We start from the raw sequence: 17,945 nt of genomic DNA, 5'->3' as shown, positions 1-17,945 counted from the left end.
GTCGAGGATAAACGACTTCGACGCGAGCCCACCCGCGATCACTCCGCATGGACCCCCGGTGCGTACTTCGGGATCCGGAAGCTCACGCGTGTCCCTGCTCCGACCGCGGTCTCGACGACCAGCCCGCACTCGTCGCCATAGACCTGCCGCAGGCGGGCATCGACGTTGCCCAACCCCACGGAGTCGGCCCGGGACTGCCCGTCCAGGATCTGGCGCACCAGCTCGGGCTCGGTACCCACGCCGTCGTCCTCGATGGAGATCTCGGCGTCGGACCCCAGGTCGCGCGCCGTGATCGTCACGTGGCCGATGCCCTCCTTGCTGGCCAGACCGTGGCGAACGGCGTTCTCCACCAAGGGCTGCACGGCGAGGTAGGGCACGCGCACGGGAAGCACCTCGGGGGCGATGAGCAGGGACACCTGCAGCCGCTCGCCGAAGCGGGCCTGCTCCAGCACGAGGTAGCGCTCGACGTTGCGCAGCTCCTCGGCGAGCGTGGTGAACGGGCCACCTTGGCGCAGGGCGTAGCGGGTGAAGTCGGCGAACTCGAGCAGCAGCTCGCGAGCCCGCTCGGGGTCGGTCCGCACGAACGAGGCGATCGCCCCGAGGGAGTTGTAGATGAAGTGCGGGCTGATCTGCGCACGCAGCGCGCGCAGCTCGGCCTCCATGGCGCGGGTGCGCGCCCGGCCCAGCTCGGCGACGTCGAGCTCGGCCGACACCCAGCGCGCCAGCTCACCCGTCGCCCGGGCCAGTCCGGCGGACGCGGTCGGTGCATAGGCCGTCAACGTCCCCACGACACGTTCGTCGGCAATGAGCGGGGCCGTCACCGCGGCACGGATGGGGCAGTCGGGGTCGCTGCAGGTGATCTCGCTGCCACTGAGCACGGTGGGGGCGCCGGAGGTGCGCGTCGGCTCGGCGTGCTCGTGTGCCTCGCGGGAGTGGTGGTCTCCCGGGCCGGTCCACGCAAGCAGTCCCGCGGCGTCACAGATCGCGACCGAGCTCGCGCCGAGGATGGTGAGGAGATGCTTGCCCGCGCGGTCGGCAGCGTCCGGCGTGAGCCCGTCGGCCAGGTGGCGCGACGCCAGCGAGGCCGTGTGCAATGTCGAGTAGGTCACGCGGTCGACCGTCGACAGGAAGCCCCGGCGGCGCCCACGGCCCGCGAGCCAGACGCCGAGCCCGAGCAGCAGCATCGCTCCCGCCACCACCACGGCGGTGGGGACGTGGAAGGAGGGCGACATGGCGCAAGGCTAGGGGCTGTCGTGGTCGTGGGCCGGGCCATCGTGATGGGTCGCCGCCTGTGGAGGTCCCGACCCGTCACGCGGCGCCCGACCGTGCCTGCAGCATCCGACCCGTGCCTGCAGCATCCGACCCGTGCCTGCAGCATCCGACCCGTGGCTGCGGCATCGCGAACCCACGGCCTACGCTCGCACCCATGACCGAGTTCGACGACGCCCTGCGCATCTCCGACGGCTCCGCCGACGTCAGCGACGGTTGGGTGATCGGCGAAGCCGTCAACGGCGGTGTGCTGATGGCGCTCGCGACCCGGGCCGCCTCCGAGGCGATGCGCGCCCAGGGCAGCCACACCGACGCCGTCGCCTTCAGCACGACCTTCCTCTCGGCCGCCCAGCCCGGTCCGCTCGCCCTCCACACCGAGATCCTGCGCGCCGGCCGCTCGTTCTCCACCGCGGAGGTTACCGTGAGCCAGGACGACACGGTGCGCGTCCGGCACACGGCGACGTTCGCCGACCTCGACGCCAACAGCGAGCCGGTCCACCTCGAGGACGCGCCGCCGGAGCTGCCCGATCCGGAGTCCTGCGCGCCCGCGATCCGTGCCGGGTTCGCGGAGCAGATCACCATTCTCGACCGGCTCGACCTGCGCATCGACCCGGCGACCGTGGGCTGGGCGCTGGGCCAGCCGGCCCGCGACGGCGAGATGCGCGCGTGGATCCGGTTCGCCGACGGTCGAGAGCCCGACGTCGACTCGCTGCCGTTCTTCCTCGACGCGATGCCGCCCGTGACCTTCACCTTTGGAGCGCTCGGTTGGGCGCCGACGATCGCCTTCTCCGGCCACATCCGCTCGCGCCCCGCCCCCGGCTGGCTGCGCATGCGGATCACGACCCGCAACGTCATCGGCGGGCTCTTCGAGGAGGACGCCACCATCTGGGACTCCCGCGGTCGCGTGGTCGCGCAGTCCCGACAGCTCGCAGGCGTGCGTATGCCGGCCCACGCAGAGCGTGGGACCCGCGCCCCCGAGAGCGCTTGAGGTCGCCTCCATTGCCCGACACCGCTCCTGAGATCGCAGCGTCCGTCAACGCCCTCGCCGCCCTGCCCGGCATCGCGGACAAGGTCGACGCCGCGCGCGAGGCCTGCACGGCGCTGCGCTGGCACAACGCCCTGCGCCGTCGCATCCCGGAGGCCGCAGCCGAGTCCCGCGTGCGCGGAGCGTGGGCCAGTGGCGAGCTCGACGGTGCCCGCCTGTCCGTGGAGATCGTGCGCGACCTCATGCGCGGAGCCGTGACGTGGCACGACGACCCCGACCCGGTCGAGCAGGTCATGCGCGGTGTCATCAGCGCGACCGCCGAGACAGAGCGGCTGGGCTCGGTTGTCCTCAACGCCCCCATGCAGGCCCTGGCCCGCCTCCACACGGCCGCCGCCGCAGGCCTGGTCCCCGACGACGAGCTCGGGCGGCCCCGCCGGGACGGCGAGGACAGCCGCGAGTTCGTGGAGATCGGTGACGCCCCTCCGGCTGCCGAAGCCCGCGAGCGGCTCCAGGGCGTCGTGCAGCTCCTGGCCGGCGCCGCGGCCCTGCCGGTCCCCCTCGTCGCCGCCCTCGCGCACGCCGAGATCGTCACCGCCCGACCGTTCACCCGGGGCAACGGCGTCGTGGCGCGGGCCATCGAGCGGGCCGTCATCCAAGCCGGTGGGCTCGACCCGACCGGGGTCGCGGTCCCCGAAGCCGGGCACGGCACGGGAGGTGGGCCGGCCTACCTCGGTGGCCTCACGGCATACACGCGCGGTGACGCCGCGGGGGTCGGTCTCTGGCTCACGCACTGCTGCGACGCGATCATCGCGGGCGCCGCCGAGGGTGAGCGCATCGCCGACGCGGTCCTCGCCGGCCGCCTCTCCTGAGCAGAAGTCAAGTCTTGTGGTGCCCGGGGCAGGGGAGTAGACAGGGGGCATCGGATCAGGCCTCTCGGGGAACCGACCGACCTGAACAACCGTGAGACGCAACGGGTACCCACGCGCGGGCAGTCCACTGATGGACCGGTCTGTTCGGGCTTGACCCGATATGACGGCAAGGAAGTTGCACGCTTGGTCGCCCAGCACGCTCGCGGCGGATGACGCCCCTCTCGCAGGGGCGTCATCGTCGTGCGAGGTGGCCATCGCGGTCGTGTTCGGGTGGTGCGCGGATGGTCACTTTGGTGAACTTTCATTGTTCGCCTTGCACGTGCCTCATCCATCAGCAACGATGGACCCATCGCTCCCCTTCGGGGTTGCAGCGAAGGGTGGTCCGGCTCCTCCCCCCCGGAGTCCGGCCCACTCGACGGCCCCGGTCATCCCCCCCGACCGGGGCCGTCGCCTATCCCCGGGCAGGTCACGCGACGTGCACTAGCGTCATCGCGACGCTCGTGCCATCGCCCACCGCCCCACCGAAGGACCTTGACCATGGTTGAACCAGGACAGGCCGCGCCCCAGGACCTGCGCACGAGGCTGACCGCCGCTGCCCACGGCGCAGGTGGGGGGTTGAGACGAGGCCTGTGGCTCGGCTGCCTGGACCCCTATGGCCTGGAGGTCGCCCTGGGCTGTGGCGTCGACTGGATCGGCGTGGACCTCCAGCACGGCAACCTCGAACCGCGCGACCTCCCCGGACTGCTGCGCGTCGCGGAGGCTGCGGGCCTGCCCTTGGTGGCGCGCACGCCCTCCGACGACCCTGCGATCCTTGGCCGCGTCCTCGACACCGGCGTCAGCGGCATCATCATCCCCATGGTGGGCTCGGCAGACCAGGCCCGCGCCGTTGTCTCCGCCGCACGGACTCCACCGCAGGGCACCCGCAGCACCGGTGGCTGCCGCGCCTCGCTCGGGGTGGCCCACGCGCCCACCCAGCAGCTCGTCCTGCCGATGGTGGAGACCTCGGCCGGCCTCGAGCACGCCGCCGACATCCTCGCCGTCCCCGGAGTGGACGGAGTCTTCGTCGGCCCCTATGACCTCTCGATCTCCGCGGGGTATCCCGGCCCTGGTTCGCCCCAGACCATCGAAGCCCTTCGAGAAGTCATCGGCCTCGCCCGCTCCGCGGGCAAGATCGCAGGGTTCATGGCTGGCAATCCCGATCTCGTCGCCGTGGCCTCCGAGGCCGATCTGGTCGCCCTCGACACCGACGCGTCCGCCCTGAGGCTGGGGCTCGCGCGGATCTTCGGCTAGCCGCCGGCTCTCGTCGCGGACGCCGGGCAGGTTTGTCCACAGTCTGGGTATGCCGGCTCGCCCGTCCACAGATCGGCTCTCCCGGGTGGTGCAGTGCTTCGCGGCGGGTCACCGTCGTGGGTATGACTGCTTCTCCTGATCCCGCTCCCTCTCCTGCTCGTGCGCTCACGACGCCGCTCGTCGTGGTCCTGGGTGCGAGCGGCGGGCTGGGCGCGTCGACGTGGGCGGCGGCGCTGGCCCGGCGCCTGTCCCTGCACCTCGGTGAGTGCGTCCTCGTCGACGCCGATGTCGGTGGTGGCGGGCTCGACATGACGTGCGGGACCGAGCACGTGCCGGGTTTGCGTTGGCCAGACCTGGCGCGGCTGCGCGGTACGACCTCGTGCTCCCGGCTCATCGCCGCTCTGCCCCACGGCGAGGTGCCCGTGCTGTCGGCGGCCGGGCGCCGTGGGGAGGTGTCGGAGTCGGTGGTCCTGGACGTGCTGGCCTCGATGCGGGGCGTGGTGCCGGTCGTGGTCGACGTGCCGGCGCGCGCCTCCTTGGCTGGACAGCTGGGTGGGTCCGCCGACGTGGTCCACGTGGTTTCCGGCCTGCGGGCACGCCAGCTCGCCGACACCGAGGCGCTGCTGTCGGAGCTGGTCGCAGCACCCGGGTCCTTGCTGGGGGTGGTGACGCGCTCCGAGGTCAAGGCGACGCGAGAGCTCGAGGAGGTGATCGAGCACTTGGGCGTGCCACACCTCGCGCACCTGACCGACGACAGCCGCGTGCGGCGCGACGGGGAGCGGGGTGAGTGGCCCGGTCTGCGAGGCGCGCTTCGGGACAGTGCGGATCGCGTCGTGCTGGACCTGCTCGAGCCTCGGGTGGAGGTGGCATGAGGCAGGAGGCAGCGCGGTGGCCGGGCGTCGAGGACGCGATCCGCGCCGGTCGGGCACCGGACCTGTCGCTCATCGAGGACGTCACGGCCGCCGTGGAGCTCGGCGCTGGTGGTGCGGCCGTCGAGAGTGCGCGGCTGCGCGAGCAGGTGCTCGGCTTCGGTCCGTTGGAGCCGTTGATCGCGGAGTCCTCGGTCACGGACGTCCTCGTCAACGGCGACGGTGCGGTCTGGGTCGACCGCGGGTCAGGGGTGGAACCGGCCGGCATGAGCCTGGATGACGTTGCTGCCCGGGCGCTCGCCACGCGTCTGGCCGGCTTGGCTCGTCGTCGCCTCGACGAGGCGCAGCCGTGGGTCGACGGGGTGCTCCCGGGCGGTGTCCGGCTCCACGCGATCCTGCCGCCGTTGGCAGAGTCCGGGACCCACCTCAGCCTGAGGGTCCCCCGACACCAGCCAGCCGGTGTGGACGGGTTGGTGCGCCTTGGCGCGGTGGGTGATGTGCTGGCCGCCGTCCTGCGCAAGGTGGTGGCGGCCCGGCTGTCCTTCGTCGTCATCGGTGGGACCGGCGTCGGGAAGACCACGGTCCTCGGCGCCCTCCTGGCCGAGTGCGCACCGCACGAGCGGATCGTCGTGGTCGAGGACGTGCGCGAGCTGGCACCGGTGCACCCCCATGTCGTCCGGCTCCAGGGACGCCTGCCCAACGTTGAGGGCGTGGGCGGGGTGACCATGGTCGATCTCGTGCGCCAGGCCCTCCGCATGCGTCCCGACCGGCTCGTCGTCGGTGAGGTCCGTGGCCCGGAGGTGCGCGAGATGTTGGCGGCCCTCAACACCGGGCACGACGGCGGAGCCGGGACCCTGCACGCAAACGGGCCCGGTGAGGTGCCTGCACGGTTCGAGGCACTGGGTGCGTTGGCCGGGCTCGACCGCGCCAGCGTCCACGCCCAGCTGCGTGGCGCGCTGCAGGTCGTCATCGACGTGGCTCGGGTGGGGCCGGCGCGCTTCGTGCGTTCCGTCGGGGTGACCCGCTGGACCGGTGCCGAGGTCGTCATCGACGAAGCCCTGGTGCTGGATGACTCCTTCGTCGGTGGCAGTGGCGGTGGGGGTGGCGGTGGCTGCGGCGGTGGAGGAGGCGTGGTGCGCCGCGGTCCGGGGGCGGCCGAGCTCGAGCGGCTCCTGCGTGGTGCGGACGGTCGCGGTCCGCGCCGGTTGGGGGTGGACGTGGCATGACCGTGCTCGTGGTCGTCCTGGTGGTGCTGGCCGTCTGCCTCTGGCCGCGGAGCGAGCCGCTGCTGCCGAGGGTGCAGGGGTCCTCACGCGGCTCTGGCTTGCTCTGGAGGGCACGCGCGGTGTGGGGTCGAGAGCTGCGCTTCGGGCGGGTGGCTCGCGGGTGGGTCGCCGACTTCGCGGAGCTGTCTGCCGTGGGACTCGACGCCGGTCTGCCGGCCGCGGAGGCTGCAAGGCTTGCCTGCGAGGTGGGTGGGTCGGCCTCGACCCGGCCGGAGCTGGAGGCGCTGGGCCGGCAAGTGGCCGCTGCCCAAGCGGGGGGCGGCTCCGTGGGGCAGTGCCTGCGCCAGGCGGCCGAGGGGAATCGTGACCTGGCCTTCCTCGCTGCGGCCTGGCAGCTTACCGACGAGTTCGGGGTCGCGGCGGCACCGGCAGCCCGGGCCTCTGCGACGGTGCTGCGCGAACGCGCGGCCAGCGACGATCGCAGGATGGTGCTGGCAGCCGGGCCGCGAGCCTCGATGTGGCTGCTCACCCTGCTTCCCCTCAGCGGCCCCCTCGTCGCGATGGTGCTGGGGCTGCCGGTCGCTGATGTCTATGGCAGCGGGCCCTCGCTGGTGTCTGGGTCCTTGGGCCTTTGCCTCACGGCGCTCGGCTGGTTCTGGTCGCGCACGGTCCTGCGGCGTGCGCTTCGCCCAGCAGAGATCTCATGAGCCTCTGGCTCGCCGTGGCTCTCGTCGTCGGCGCCTGCCTGGTGTGGCCGGCTGGGCGCGGGTCGGTCGATGCCGGTACCGGTGGCGCCGGTGACCGCGCCACCAGCTCTCGTCTCATCGGTGATGTCCGGGCCGGCTCACTGCATCGCGAGCTCGGAGGGGCCGAGGGCGCCGACGGCGCGGAGGGCGCGGAGGGCGCGGAGGTCGCGGAGGTCGGAGCCGAAGCTGCGGAGGACGTGGCCGAAGTCATGCCTGCCCCGGGCGCGGTCACGGTCGAGGACGCAGCAGACGCCTTGGTGCTCTGCGCGTTGGTGCTGCGCGCCGGCCTGGGACCGGTCGAAGCCCTGGAGGCGGTGGCCGCGCACGTTCCCGGCCCGGTGGCGCACCAGCTGCGAGTGGTCGCCAGTGGGCATCGTTGGGGACAGGATGCCGCGACCTCGTGGGCGCACGTGGGGGAGGCGTGGAGACCCGCGGCGCTGGCCTGGCAGGCGGCGGAGCGGTCGGGAGCCGCGCCCTCAGCAGTCGTGCTGGCCGCTGCCGAGCGCATGAGACGTGAGGAGAGCTCGCGGGTGGAGGGTGCCGTGCAACGTGCCGGTGTGCTGCTGGTGCTGCCGCTCGGTGCCTGCTTCCTGCCGGGCTTCGTCGCGACGACGGTGGTGCCGGTCGTGCTCCATCTGGCCCGCGCCAGCCTCGGCACCGGGTGAGCGAGTTGTCCACAGGAGCGCGACGATGCTGTCCTCCTCCACAGATCTCGATCTCCCCCTCGTCCTCGTCGGACATCTGCGCTGGACTCGTCCCAAGCGGGGAGAAGCCCTGCACCGATCGAGGAGAACTGCTGTGACACAACGTCTTTCACGCCGATGGGCGCATGTGAAGGAGTCGGCCGAGGCAGGCATGACGACGGCGGAGTATGCCGTGGGAACCCTTGCCGCCTGTGCCTTCGCCGCGGTCCTGATGCTGGTGGTCAAGTCCGGGCCGGTGAAGTCCGCCCTGGCCAACGTCATCACCGCTGCACTCGGCACGGGCACGTGACCAAAGCCCGACGCAACGAGGCGGGCATGGTCACGGCGGAGATCGCCGTGGCCCTGCCGGCCCTCGTCCTCGTGCTCACGCTGGCTCTGGGCGCCGTCGCCGTGGTGACCGACCACCTGCGCTGCGTCGACGCGGCCCGGGTGGGTGCGCGGCTCCTTGCCCGTGGCGAGGATGCCGGCCGGGTCCGCGGCGAGGTTGCTCGGCAGGCACCCGACGGTGCCGACATCGGCCTCGACGTCGGCCCTGAGTCCGTGACGGTCGAGGTGAGCGCGCAGCCACCGCCGTTGCTCAGGGCGTTGGGTGTGAGCGCCCGTCCACGAGGAGTCGCCCACGCCGCCCGCGAGCTGGTCCCATGACCCGCTGGGCGCCCGAGCGCTCCCCGGAGCAGGGTTCGGGAACGGTCCTCGTCGTGGCTGCCATCGGGGTGCTCCTGGTGCTGGCGACGGCGGGCTTCCAGCTCGGCGCGGCTGCCACGGCAGCCCACCGCGCCCGCGCTGCCGCTGACCTGTCGGCGCTGGCCGGCGCCACCGCTCGCCAAGGAGGAGGCGGCGGGGGAGTGCCCTGCGCTCTCGTGGCCGACGTGGCTGCCCGCAACGGCGCCGACGTCATCGCGTGCTCGCTGGGCGTCGGGGAGTCAGTGACTGTGCGCGTGTCCGTCGAGGTGTCGACCCACTGGCCGGGAGTGCCCGATCGTGCCGTGGCCTCCGCACGTGCAGGTCCTGGGGATGCGCAGTCCAGCAACGAGCCGCCTAGTAGCGCGCCGTGACCCGCGGCATAAATGGCGCAGACCATGCCGAGCGGCGCACTTATCCCGTATCGCGGCGCCGGTGGTCAGCCTCTGCGCCGGTGAGGGGGACTGGGCAGCTGGTGGAGCTCAGGTGTGGGGGTTGTCGCGCCGGTCGAAGCTGCGCGGCTCGCCCGGGTCGCGCTGCGTGTCGCCCACGCGGCTCGCGCCCGTGCCCGAGGACTGGTTGCGCGCGGCCTCGGCCTCAGCCACCTCGGCGCGACGACGCGCCTCCTCGGTGGAGACGTGCTGCTCCTGGGCCTGTCGGCGAAGGTCCTCCGTCTCCTGCTCGTGCCGGCGACGCTCCTCGGCCAGCTGGCGCTCGCGCTGCGCGAACTCCTCCTGCATCTTGCGCTCACCGTCGACGCGGCGCTGCTCAGCGAGGGCAGCCTCCTCCTTGGCGGCACGACGCCGACGAGCCCCGCGCTTCACGCCCTGGCGCAGCAGCACCCAGCCGAGCCAGAACACCGTGATGACGGCCGCACCTGTGATGAGCAGCGCCAGGGGAGGCAGGCTGATCGAGGCCCCGAGGACGTCGAAGTCCACTCCGTCGCTGAGCTGCGAGGTGGCCTCGAAGAGAAGGATTCCAGCGGCAACGGCGAGCAGGACGAGGATGAGTCCGAGGATGATCACGCCTGTGAGGCTAGCGTGGTCCCACGGCATGTCGCCTGATCAGGGCGGCCAACCGTGTTGCCGCCTCAGGCGGGGCGCGACATCAGCACGAGGTCGAGCAGCCGGATCGCGCGCGCCTTGTCGAGGGGTTCGTTGCCGTTGCCGCACTTCGGCGACTGCACGCACGCCGGGCACCCGAGCTCGCAGCGGCACCGGGCCACCGCGTCGTGGGTCGCCTGGATCCACTCGCCGAAGGCCGTGTGCGCCCGCTCGGCGAAGCCGGCACCCCCCGGGTAGCCGTCGTAGATGAGGATCGTCGGCAGACCCGTGTCGGGGTGCTGGTCGGTCGAGACGCCACCGACGTCCCAGCGGTCCGAGGTCGCCACGAGGGGAAGCATGCCGATCGCGGCGTGTTCGGCGGCGTGGGCCGCTCCGGGCACCTGTGCCTCCTCGATGCCGGCCTCCTCCAGCAGGTCCAGCGGCATGGTCCACCACACGCCGCGCGTGACCAGCGAGCGCTGCGGCAGGTCGAGCGGGTGCGTACCCAGCACCTCACCCGAAGGCAGGCGTCGAAGGAAGGAGGTGACCTGGGTCGTCACGCGCACCGAGCCGAAGCAGACGTCGATCTCGCCCCACTGGTGAGTGCGCTGAGCCCCGAGGATCTCGAAGGAGCTCACCGACTGCGAGTGGGTGCTCCATCCCGGGTCGCCGCGCACGACGGTGGCCGTGGCGGCCGGGAGGTCGAGGTCGGTGACGACGAACGTGTCGCCCTGGTGCACGTGCACCGCACCGGTGTGGACCTGGGAGTGGGCCGACGCCTCGTCGATGGTGCCGAGCACCCGGCCGCTGCGCCGCTCGACGATCGAGACCACCTCAGAGGTCCCTCGCAGGTTGACGTGGTCACTCGGCCGGTCCTCGCGTGCCCAGAACCACCCCCCGGGGCGCCGCCGCAGGATGCCGCGCTCGACCAGGAGGTCGACGACGGCCCTTGCGCCGGTGCCGAACATCGGCAGGTCGGCCTCGGTGAGCGGGAGCTCGTGCGCCGCCGCAGCAAGGTGCGGCGCCAGGACGTGCGGGTTGGACGGGTCCATCACGGTCGACTCGATCGGCGCCCCGAAGATCGCCTCCGGGTGGTCGAGGAGATAGGTGTCGAGCGGGTCGTCGGCCGCGATGAGGACGGCCAGCGACTCACGTCCCGATCGCCCGGCACGCCCGGCCTGCTGCCACAGGTTCGCCCGTCGGCCGGGCCAGCCCGCCATGAGCACCGCGTCGAGCCCGCTGATGTCGACCCCCAGCTCGAGGGCGTTGGTCGCCGCGAGCCCGCGCAGCGCACCATCACGCAGCGCGCGCTCGAGCTCGCGACGCTCCTGGGGGAGGTAACCGCCCCGGTATGCCGCGATGCTCGCCTCGGGCGTCGCACCGACCTGCCCCAGGCGTCGCCGGGCCGACGAGGCGAGGGACTCCACCCCCGCCCGGCTGCGGGCGAAGGCCAGGGTCTGCACGCCACGGTCGACGAGCTCGGCGAGCAGCTCGGCGGCCTCCGTCGTGGCCGAGCGTCGCGTCTCGTCGACGGTCGCCGGCTCCCACAGGGCAAAGGTGAGCGCCTCGCGGGGTGAGCCGTCTTCCTCGACGGGAGTCACCGGCATACCCACCAGGGAAGTGGCGTGCGACGCGGGGGAGCTCACGGTCGCGGAGGCGAGGACGAACGTCGGCTCGCTGCGATAGCGGTGACAGACGCGGCGGAGCCGGCGAAGCACGGAGGAGACGTGCGAGCCGAACACGCCCCGATAGATGTGGCACTCGTCGATGACGACGTGGTCGAGCGCCCGCAGGAACGGCGCCCAGTGCTGGTGGCCCGGAAGCATCGAGTGGTGCAGCAGGTCGGGGTTGGTGAGCACGACGTTGGCGTGCTCGCGGATCCAGCGGCGCTCATCGGTCGGAGTGTCCCCGTCATAGGTGGCAGCGCGGATGCCGGGAAGCGCGAGCGCCTCGATGCGCGCCAGCTGGTCGGCGGCCAGGGCCTTGGTGGGGGCGATGTAGAGCAGGGTCGAACCCCGACCAGTGGGCGCGGCCAGCCCGTCGAGGACCGCGGTCAACCCTGGGACGAGGTATCCCAGGCTCTTGCCGGACGCGGTGCCCGTGGACAGCACGACGTGAGAGCCCCGGCGAGCAAGGTCCATGGCCTCCCTCTGGTGCGACCACGGACGCTCGATGCCGGCGCCGGTGAGGCTGGCCAGGAGCGTCGGCGCGATCCAGTCGGGCCACTGCGCGACCTGCGCGGCCCGGGCGGGAAGTCGTTCCACATGGCGTAGGCGAGCGCCGCGGTCCCCGGCCGCAAGGGCAGCGAGAATCTCGGTCGGCTCGGCAGATGGAGGCACGCGCGTTACGGTAACCCCGTGCACTGACACACCCTCGGGCTGTGAGGGTTGGTCAGGTGTGCGTGCAGAGGCCGGACGGCCACAGGGCCCGAAGGGCCTGCGACGAGTGCATCAAGGAGACAAGCAGCCGTGAAGCTGAGCGTGGGAACCACGGAGAGAGATGACGTCACCGTGCTGACCGTCTCCGGCGAGGTCGACGTCTACACCGCACCACAACTGCGATCGGCGATCGAGGAGCGCATCGCCGCAGGTCAGACGGCTTTCGTCGTGGACATGCAGGAGGTCGCCTTCCTCGACTCGACCGGTCTCGGGGTCCTCGTGGGCCGCCTCAAGGCCGTCAAGAAGCTCGACGGGTGGCTGCGGGTGGTCTGCACCAACGAGCGCATCCTGCGTCTCTTCGGGATCACCGGCCTCGACCGGGTCCTCCCCATCTTCGACAGCGTCGACGCCGCGCTCGCGGCCGCTCCCGGGGACCTCCTCGAACCCGAGGTCACCGCCTGACCCCAGGGCCGGCGTCGCGACTGGGCGTGACAGGAGTCACATCTGGCCGCCGGTGCGTGCCCGTGACATGGGTCACCGGGTAGGGTCCACCTCGCGTCTGCCAGCGGCAAACAACGAGCCGCGGGCGCTGTGACGCGCACCCGTCAAGGAGGATGGAATGGCTGCACTCGCGCTCGCACCGGCCGAGGCGAGTTCCACGCTGGACCTGACCGGATCGAACGTCACTCTTGTCGTGGGGGTCGCGGTCATCGCCGTGATCGCCCTCGTCATGGGCTTCGTCTTCCGTCAGCAGGTTCTTCGTGCGGACGCTGGAACCGAAAAGATGCAAGAGATCGGCGCGGCTGTCGAAGAGGGGGCGCAGGCCTACCTCACGCGGCAGTTCAAGACGCTGTCCATCTTCGTCGTGCTCGTCTTCGGGCTGCTCCTGCTGCTGCCCGCGCCTGACTGGGGGGTGAAGCTGGGTCGCTCCGGCTTCTTCATCGTCGGCGCGCTCTTCTCCGCAGCCATCGGCTACCTCGGCATGAAGCTCGCCACGAAGGCCAACGTCCGCGTTGCTGCCGCCTCACGCGGTGAGAACGGCCGCGACGAGGGCATGCGCATCGCCTTCCGCACCGGTGGCACCGTCGGCATGGCAACGGTGGGCCTGGGCCTGCTCGGTGCCTCGGTCGTCGTCCTCCTCTACAAGGGTGACGCCCCCAAGGTGCTCGAGGGCTTCGGCTTCGGCGCCGCCCTGCTCGCGATGTTCATGCGCGTCGGCGGTGGCATCTTCACCAAGGCCGCCGACGTCGGCGCCGACCTCGTCGGCAAGGTCGAGGCTGGCATCCCCGAGGACGACCCGCGCAACGCCGCGACCATCGCCGACAACGTCGGTGACAACGTGGGTGACTGCGCCGGCATGGCGGCAGACCTCTTCGAGTCGTATGCCGTGATGCTGGTTGCCGCCCTCATCCTGGGTTCCGTGGCCTTCGGCTCCTACGGCCTTGTCTTCCCGCTCCTCGTCCCGGCGATCGGCGCCATCACCGCTCTGATCGGCGTCTTCATCACCAAGGCCCGCGGCTCCCAGAGCGCCCTCGACGCCATCAACCAGGGCTTCTACATCTCCGCAGCCATCGCTGCCGTGCTCTCGGCGATCGTCGCGTGGTTCTACCTCCCGCACACCTTCGCCGAGCTCTTCGAGGGTCGCGACCCGCAGGCGCTGTCGCAGTCGCAGCAGGAGATCGCCTCGTTCGACAAGAACCCGGCCCTCGTTGCCATCGGCGCGGTCATCATCGGCATCGTGCTCGCGGCGATCATCCTCTGGCTCACCGGATACTTCACCGGCACCGACAAGCGCCCGACCAAGGACGTCGCCCGCACCTCGCTCACCGGTGCCGCGACCGTCGTGCTCTCGGGTATCGGCGTGGGCCTCGAGTCCGCGGTCTACACCGCGGTCATCATCGGCGCCGCCGTCTACGCGGCGTTCCTCCTCGGTGGTGGGTCGGTGGCCCTGTCGCTCTTCCTCATCGCGCTCGCCGGCTGTGGTCTGCTCACGACCGTCGGTGTCATTGTGGCGATGGACACCTTCGGTCCGGTCTCCGACAACGCGCAGGGCATCGCCGAGATGTCCGGCGACGTCGACGCGGAGGCCGCGCAGATCCTCACCGAGCTCGACGCGGTCGGCAACACGACCAAGGCGATCACCAAGGGCATCGCGATCGCGACGGCCGTCCTCGCGGCGACCGCGCTCTTCGGCTCCTACACCGACGCCTGGCAGACGACGATCGGCGAGATCGACGCCTCCAAGCTCGACGAGGGCCAGATCGCGGCGGGCAACAAGTTCATCCAGGACGCGCAGGGTGTCATCACCAACCCCTCGACCCTGGTCGGCCTGCTGCTCGGTGCAGCCGTGGTGTTCCTCTTCTCCGGGCTGGCCATCAACGCGGTGACCCGCGCGGCCGGCGCCATTGTCTTCGAGGTCCGTCGCCAGTTCCGCGACATCCCGGGGATCATGGAGGGCACGACCAAGCCGGAGTACGGCAAGGTGGTGGACATCTGCACCCGCGACTCGCTGCGCGAGCTCGCCACCCCCGGTCTGCTGGCCGCGCTCACCCCGGTCATCGTCGGCTTCGGGCTCGGCGTCGGTGCGCTCGCAGGGTTCCTCGGCGGCGCCATCGGCACCGGCTGCCTCATGGCCGTCTTCCTGGCGAACTCGGGCGGCGCCTGGGACAACGCGAAGAAGATCGTCGAGGACGGCGTCCACGGTGGCAAGGGCAGTGCGGCCCACGAGGCCACGGTCATCGGTGACACCGTCGGTGACCCGTTCAAGGACACCGCCGGCCCGGCCATCAACCCGCTGCTCAAGGTCATGAACCTCGTGGCTGTGCTCATCGCCCCGGCGATCGTCATGCTGTCGGTCGGCGAGGACGCCAGCGCGCCGATCCGTTACGGCATCGCCGCCGTCGCGTTCGTCATCGTCTTCACGGCGGTCGCGATCTCCAAGCGTCGTGACCTCGCCATCGGCGGCGGCGACGACGAGGGCGAGCCCGTGCAGCAGTTCGACGCCTCAGCACCCGACTCCGGTGCCGTCACTCAGCCGGGTGAGTCCGTCGAGGTGTCACTGGACAAGGACGACCACGTCGAGGCGAACGCCCCCCGCTGACCCGCGCACCCGGCATACGCCACCTGCAGTGAACGGCGGTCGGCCCACCCGAAAGGGTGTGCCGACCGCCGTGTCTGCGCCGGTCGCGCCACCGGCGCAGGGCCTGAACACCGGCGTCCGCATGCGTGTGCCGGTCGCCACGGTGACAGGCGGTCGCGCGACCGGCGCAGAAGTGTGACTGCTCACCGGTGCGACGGGGCGCGGCTCTAGGCTGGGCGCCATGCGCTCCCCGCTCTTCGACCAGGCCAACCTCGAGCTCGAGTCCGAGCAGACGTTCGCCCTGCAGAACCCGCAGCTCCTGCGCGTGCACCTCGGTGGTGACGTGCTCGCGGTCAAGGGCGCGATGGTCGCCTACCAAGGTCAGATGCGCTTCGACCACGAGAAGGCGGGCAGCGTCGGCAAGCTCTTCAAGAAGGTCGTCACGGGTGAGGACGTCAGCCTCATGCGCGTCTCCGGTGACGGAGAGGTCTTCTTCGCCAGCGAGGCCGGCTTCGTCCACCTCATCGAGCTCACCGGCGACGGGATGAGCATCAACGCCCGCAACCTCCTGGCCTTCGACTCGCAGATCGCGTGGGACATCAAGCGCGTCCAGGGCGTCGGGATGATGAGCGGTGGGCTCTTCAACACCACGCTCCAGGGCACCGGCACGGTGGCCATCCACACGGTCGGTCAGCCCGTCATCCTCGACTGCTCGCAGCAGCCGACCTACGTCGACGTCCAGGCCTGCGTCGGCTGGTCGCTCGGCCTCACCCCACAGATCGTCTCGAGCATGAACATGCGCTCGATGCTGCGCGGAGGAAGCGGAGAGGCGTTCCAGTACGCGTTCCACGGGCCGGGCTTCGTCGTGGTCCAGCCGAGTGAGTGGACTCCTCCGGCCAGCACCGGGGGAGGCGGCGGCGGAGGCATGCTCGGCAGCCTCCTCGACGGCTGAGCCATGTCACTTCGCGCACCTCGGCTCGACGAGGACCTCATCGCCCGGCTCAGGAATGACCTGACGGCCGCCGACTTCACCGTGACCGGGGTGACCGACGCCCTCGGACCCATGGCGAGCGGCGCCCTGCTGCGTGAGCAGCCGCTGCCGGCCCGTCGGGTGGCCGCCGCGTCGAAGGCCCCGGTGGCCACCCTCATCCGGCTCTTCACACTCGGCGACCCCGTCGACCTCGCCGAGGTCGAGCGCGCCCTCCCGACGCTGCGGGCCAGTGGTGCCGTCGCCCTCGGCCTCGTCGACGAGGAGGGGGACGGAGTCGTCGCGCGGGTCGACGTGCGACCGTATGCCGCGGACGACCGCCACTGGTGGGTCGCCTCCGACCTTGCGGAGGTGGCCACCGGCTCGCCCGTGCGCGCAGACCACGTCCTCGGGATCGGCGGCGCCTCGACGACCCTGGCCGCGTGGACGATCCGCCGCCCGGCCGGCCGGGCGCTCGATGTGGGCACAGGCTGCGGCGTCCAGGCGCTCCACCTCGGCTCGCACGCGGAGTCGATCGTCGCCACGGACCTCAGCGAGAGGGCGCTGGCGTTCGCCCGCTTCAACGCCGCCCTCAACGAGTGCACCTGGGACGTGCGAGCCGGATCCATGCTCGAACCCGTTGAGGGGGAGCGCTTCTCGCTGATCGTCAGCAACCCCCCGTTCGTCATCACTCCGCGCTCTGGTGAGATGCCCCTCTTCGAGTACCGCGACGGTGGGGCCGCCGGCGACGCGATCGTCGCCGACCTCGTGCGCTCGGTCGGTGACCACCTCGAACCCGGGGGAGTGGCCCAGTTCCTCGGCAACTGGGAGGTGCCGCGCGGCTCAACATGGACCGAGCGCGTCGGCTCATGGCTCGAGGGTGCCGGCGTGGACGCGTGGGTGGTCCAGCGCGAGGTGCAGGATCCTGCGGAGTACGCCGAGACGTGGTCGCGCGACGGTGGTCACCACCCGGGGACCGCCGACTTCGACGCGATGTATGCCGCGTGGCTCGACGACTTCGCGTCGCGCGACATCCAGTCGATCGGCTTCGGGGTCATCACGCTGCACCGGCCCAGCACCGACCGCGAGCCCTTCCTCGACCTCATGGACGCCCGGGGACCCGTGCCGCCGGCCATGGGCGACGCGGTGCAGGTCGGCCTCGAGGCCCGCATCTGGCTCACGGAGCACTCCGACGACGACGTGCTCGACCGGGCGTGGAAGGCGACGCCCGACGTCACGGAGGAGCGCCACACCCTTCCCGGAGCGCAGGACCCCTCGGTCATCGTCGCCCGCCAAGGTGGGGGGCTGGGACGGGTCATCACCCTCACGACAGTCACCGCGGCATACCTCTCTGTCGCGGACGGTGAGCTCACCCCGAGACAGGCCGTCGGAGCGATCGCCGGAATCCTCGGCCTGGACGCCGACGAGACGACCCGCGACGTGGTGGAGTTCGTGCGGGAGGCGGCCAAGGACGGGTTGCTCGTCTGACAGCAGGGCCGTGGGACACCTATGTTGGAGCCATGAGCCACGACCCGGACCACAGTGACAACCAGGCCGACCACGAGGGCACTGTCTCGGAGGCAGGCTCCGGCGCCCTCAACCCCGAGACCGCCCTGGGGGGTGCCGACAGCGTGCCCGACACCCCCGACGTCAACGACCCGGACCATGGTGGGTCGACCGACCTCAACGAGCCGGGCGACGAGTCCGAGTCGCGCTGAGGAACCACTCCAGAAGTGAGTGACAGGGTGCGGCAGCGCCCGCGGGACCGCATTTGGGCAGGTCGGAAAAGTAGTTGTGAGTGAGTGCTCACTCACTCATACTTGACGACGTGCCACCTCG

The 17,945-nt window shown here is 71.5% G+C and carries 18 protein-coding genes; 15 read left to right on the top strand and 3 right to left on the bottom strand.

Annotated features, from left to right (window positions below):
* Window positions 1-38: 38 nt before the first annotated feature.
* Window positions 39-1,232 (bottom strand): sensor histidine kinase, encoded by a 1,194-nt coding sequence (locus ASG74_RS08385; RefSeq protein WP_200942549.1) that lies wholly within the window; start codon window positions 1,230-1,232, stop codon window positions 39-41.
* 194 nt (window positions 1,233-1,426) lie between these two features.
* On the opposite strand from ASG74_RS08385, the gene ASG74_RS08380 reads away from it, so the two are divergent.
* The 10 genes from ASG74_RS08380 to ASG74_RS08335 all read left to right on the top strand — a co-directional run bounded on the left by ASG74_RS08380 (window position 1,427) and on the right by ASG74_RS08335 (window position 9,013).
* The gene (locus ASG74_RS08380; protein WP_056141420.1) at window positions 1,427-2,257 is read left to right on the top strand and encodes a thioesterase family protein; all 831 of its coding nucleotides are present in this window, start codon (window positions 1,427-1,429) and stop codon (window positions 2,255-2,257) included.
* A gap of 11 nt (window positions 2,258-2,268) precedes the next feature.
* The gene (locus ASG74_RS08375) at window positions 2,269-3,123 is read left to right on the top strand and encodes a Fic family protein (protein WP_056141419.1); all 855 of its coding nucleotides are present in this window, start codon (window positions 2,269-2,271) and stop codon (window positions 3,121-3,123) included.
* Between the two features lie 537 nt (window positions 3,124-3,660).
* A complete protein-coding gene (locus tag ASG74_RS08370) occupies window positions 3,661-4,413 on the top strand; it encodes an HpcH/HpaI aldolase family protein (RefSeq protein WP_056141416.1) in 753 nt (250 codons plus the stop codon).
* Window positions 4,414-4,535: 122 nt separating this feature from the next.
* Window positions 4,536-5,285: a hypothetical protein gene (locus tag ASG74_RS08365; protein ID WP_156465329.1), complete on the top strand. Its 750-nt coding sequence runs from the start codon at window positions 4,536-4,538 to the stop codon at window positions 5,283-5,285.
* Window positions 5,282-6,508, top strand: a complete 1,227-nt coding sequence (locus ASG74_RS08360; protein ID WP_056141410.1) for a TadA family conjugal transfer-associated ATPase — start codon at window positions 5,282-5,284, stop codon at window positions 6,506-6,508. The genes ASG74_RS08365 and ASG74_RS08360 overlap by 4 nt, the downstream gene beginning before the upstream one ends.
* Window positions 6,505-7,215: a type II secretion system F family protein gene (locus tag ASG74_RS08355; protein ID WP_056141406.1), complete on the top strand. Its 711-nt coding sequence runs from the start codon at window positions 6,505-6,507 to the stop codon at window positions 7,213-7,215. The genes ASG74_RS08360 and ASG74_RS08355 overlap by 4 nt, the downstream gene beginning before the upstream one ends.
* Complete coding sequence (locus ASG74_RS08350; protein WP_056141403.1) at window positions 7,212-7,919, top strand: type II secretion system F family protein; 708 nt, start codon at window positions 7,212-7,214, stop codon at window positions 7,917-7,919. The genes ASG74_RS08355 and ASG74_RS08350 overlap by 4 nt, the downstream gene beginning before the upstream one ends.
* A gap of 25 nt (window positions 7,920-7,944) precedes the next feature.
* On the top strand, window positions 7,945-8,247 hold the full coding sequence (locus ASG74_RS17860; protein WP_327034660.1) for a DUF4244 domain-containing protein: 303 nt from the start codon (window positions 7,945-7,947) through the stop codon (window positions 8,245-8,247).
* Entirely contained in the window at window positions 8,244-8,603 is a 360-nt protein-coding gene (locus ASG74_RS08340; RefSeq protein ID WP_056141396.1) for a TadE family type IV pilus minor pilin, read from the top strand. The genes ASG74_RS17860 and ASG74_RS08340 overlap by 4 nt, the downstream gene beginning before the upstream one ends.
* Complete coding sequence (locus tag ASG74_RS08335) at window positions 8,600-9,013, top strand: Rv3654c family TadE-like protein (protein WP_056141393.1); 414 nt, start codon at window positions 8,600-8,602, stop codon at window positions 9,011-9,013. The genes ASG74_RS08340 and ASG74_RS08335 overlap by 4 nt, the downstream gene beginning before the upstream one ends.
* A gap of 108 nt (window positions 9,014-9,121) precedes the next feature.
* Here the strand turns inward: ASG74_RS08335 and ASG74_RS08330 are convergent, their stop codons facing one another.
* Together ASG74_RS08330 and ASG74_RS08325 are read right to left on the bottom strand one after the other, a co-directional pair.
* Window positions 9,122-9,664 (bottom strand): hypothetical protein, encoded by a 543-nt coding sequence (locus ASG74_RS08330; protein WP_082569599.1) that lies wholly within the window; start codon window positions 9,662-9,664, stop codon window positions 9,122-9,124.
* A 65-nt stretch (window positions 9,665-9,729) separates the two neighbouring features.
* On the bottom strand, window positions 9,730-12,021 hold the full coding sequence (locus ASG74_RS08325; protein ID WP_056141390.1) for a DEAD/DEAH box helicase: 2,292 nt from the start codon (window positions 12,019-12,021) through the stop codon (window positions 9,730-9,732).
* Window positions 12,022-12,150: 129 nt separating this feature from the next.
* Between ASG74_RS08325 and ASG74_RS08320 the strand changes: the two genes are divergently transcribed.
* The 5 genes from ASG74_RS08320 (at window position 12,151) to ASG74_RS08300 (ending at window position 17,824) form a co-directional block, all read left to right on the top strand.
* Window positions 12,151-12,522, top strand: coding sequence for an STAS domain-containing protein (locus tag ASG74_RS08320; protein WP_056141387.1), 372 nt, complete (start codon window positions 12,151-12,153; stop codon window positions 12,520-12,522).
* 157 nt (window positions 12,523-12,679) lie between these two features.
* Window positions 12,680-15,160 (top strand): sodium-translocating pyrophosphatase, encoded by a 2,481-nt coding sequence (locus ASG74_RS08315; protein WP_056141383.1) that lies wholly within the window; start codon window positions 12,680-12,682, stop codon window positions 15,158-15,160.
* Window positions 15,161-15,380: 220 nt separating this feature from the next.
* On the top strand, window positions 15,381-16,091 hold the full coding sequence (locus ASG74_RS08310; RefSeq protein ID WP_056141379.1) for an AIM24 family protein: 711 nt from the start codon (window positions 15,381-15,383) through the stop codon (window positions 16,089-16,091).
* A gap of 3 nt (window positions 16,092-16,094) precedes the next feature.
* Window positions 16,095-17,594, top strand: a complete 1,500-nt coding sequence (locus tag ASG74_RS08305) for a DUF7059 domain-containing protein (protein ID WP_056141376.1) — start codon at window positions 16,095-16,097, stop codon at window positions 17,592-17,594.
* 32 nt (window positions 17,595-17,626) lie between these two features.
* Window positions 17,627-17,824 carry a hypothetical protein gene (locus tag ASG74_RS08300; protein WP_056141372.1) on the top strand — a complete coding sequence of 66 codons (198 nt, stop codon included), beginning with the start codon at window positions 17,627-17,629 and terminating at the stop codon, window positions 17,822-17,824.
* Window positions 17,825-17,945 lie beyond the last annotated feature (121 nt).

Source organism: Knoellia sp. Soil729, from assembly GCF_001427985.1.
Taxonomy (GTDB): Bacteria; Actinomycetota; Actinomycetes; order Actinomycetales; family Dermatophilaceae; genus Knoellia.
This window is presented reverse-complemented; position numbering and strand designations above follow the sequence as displayed.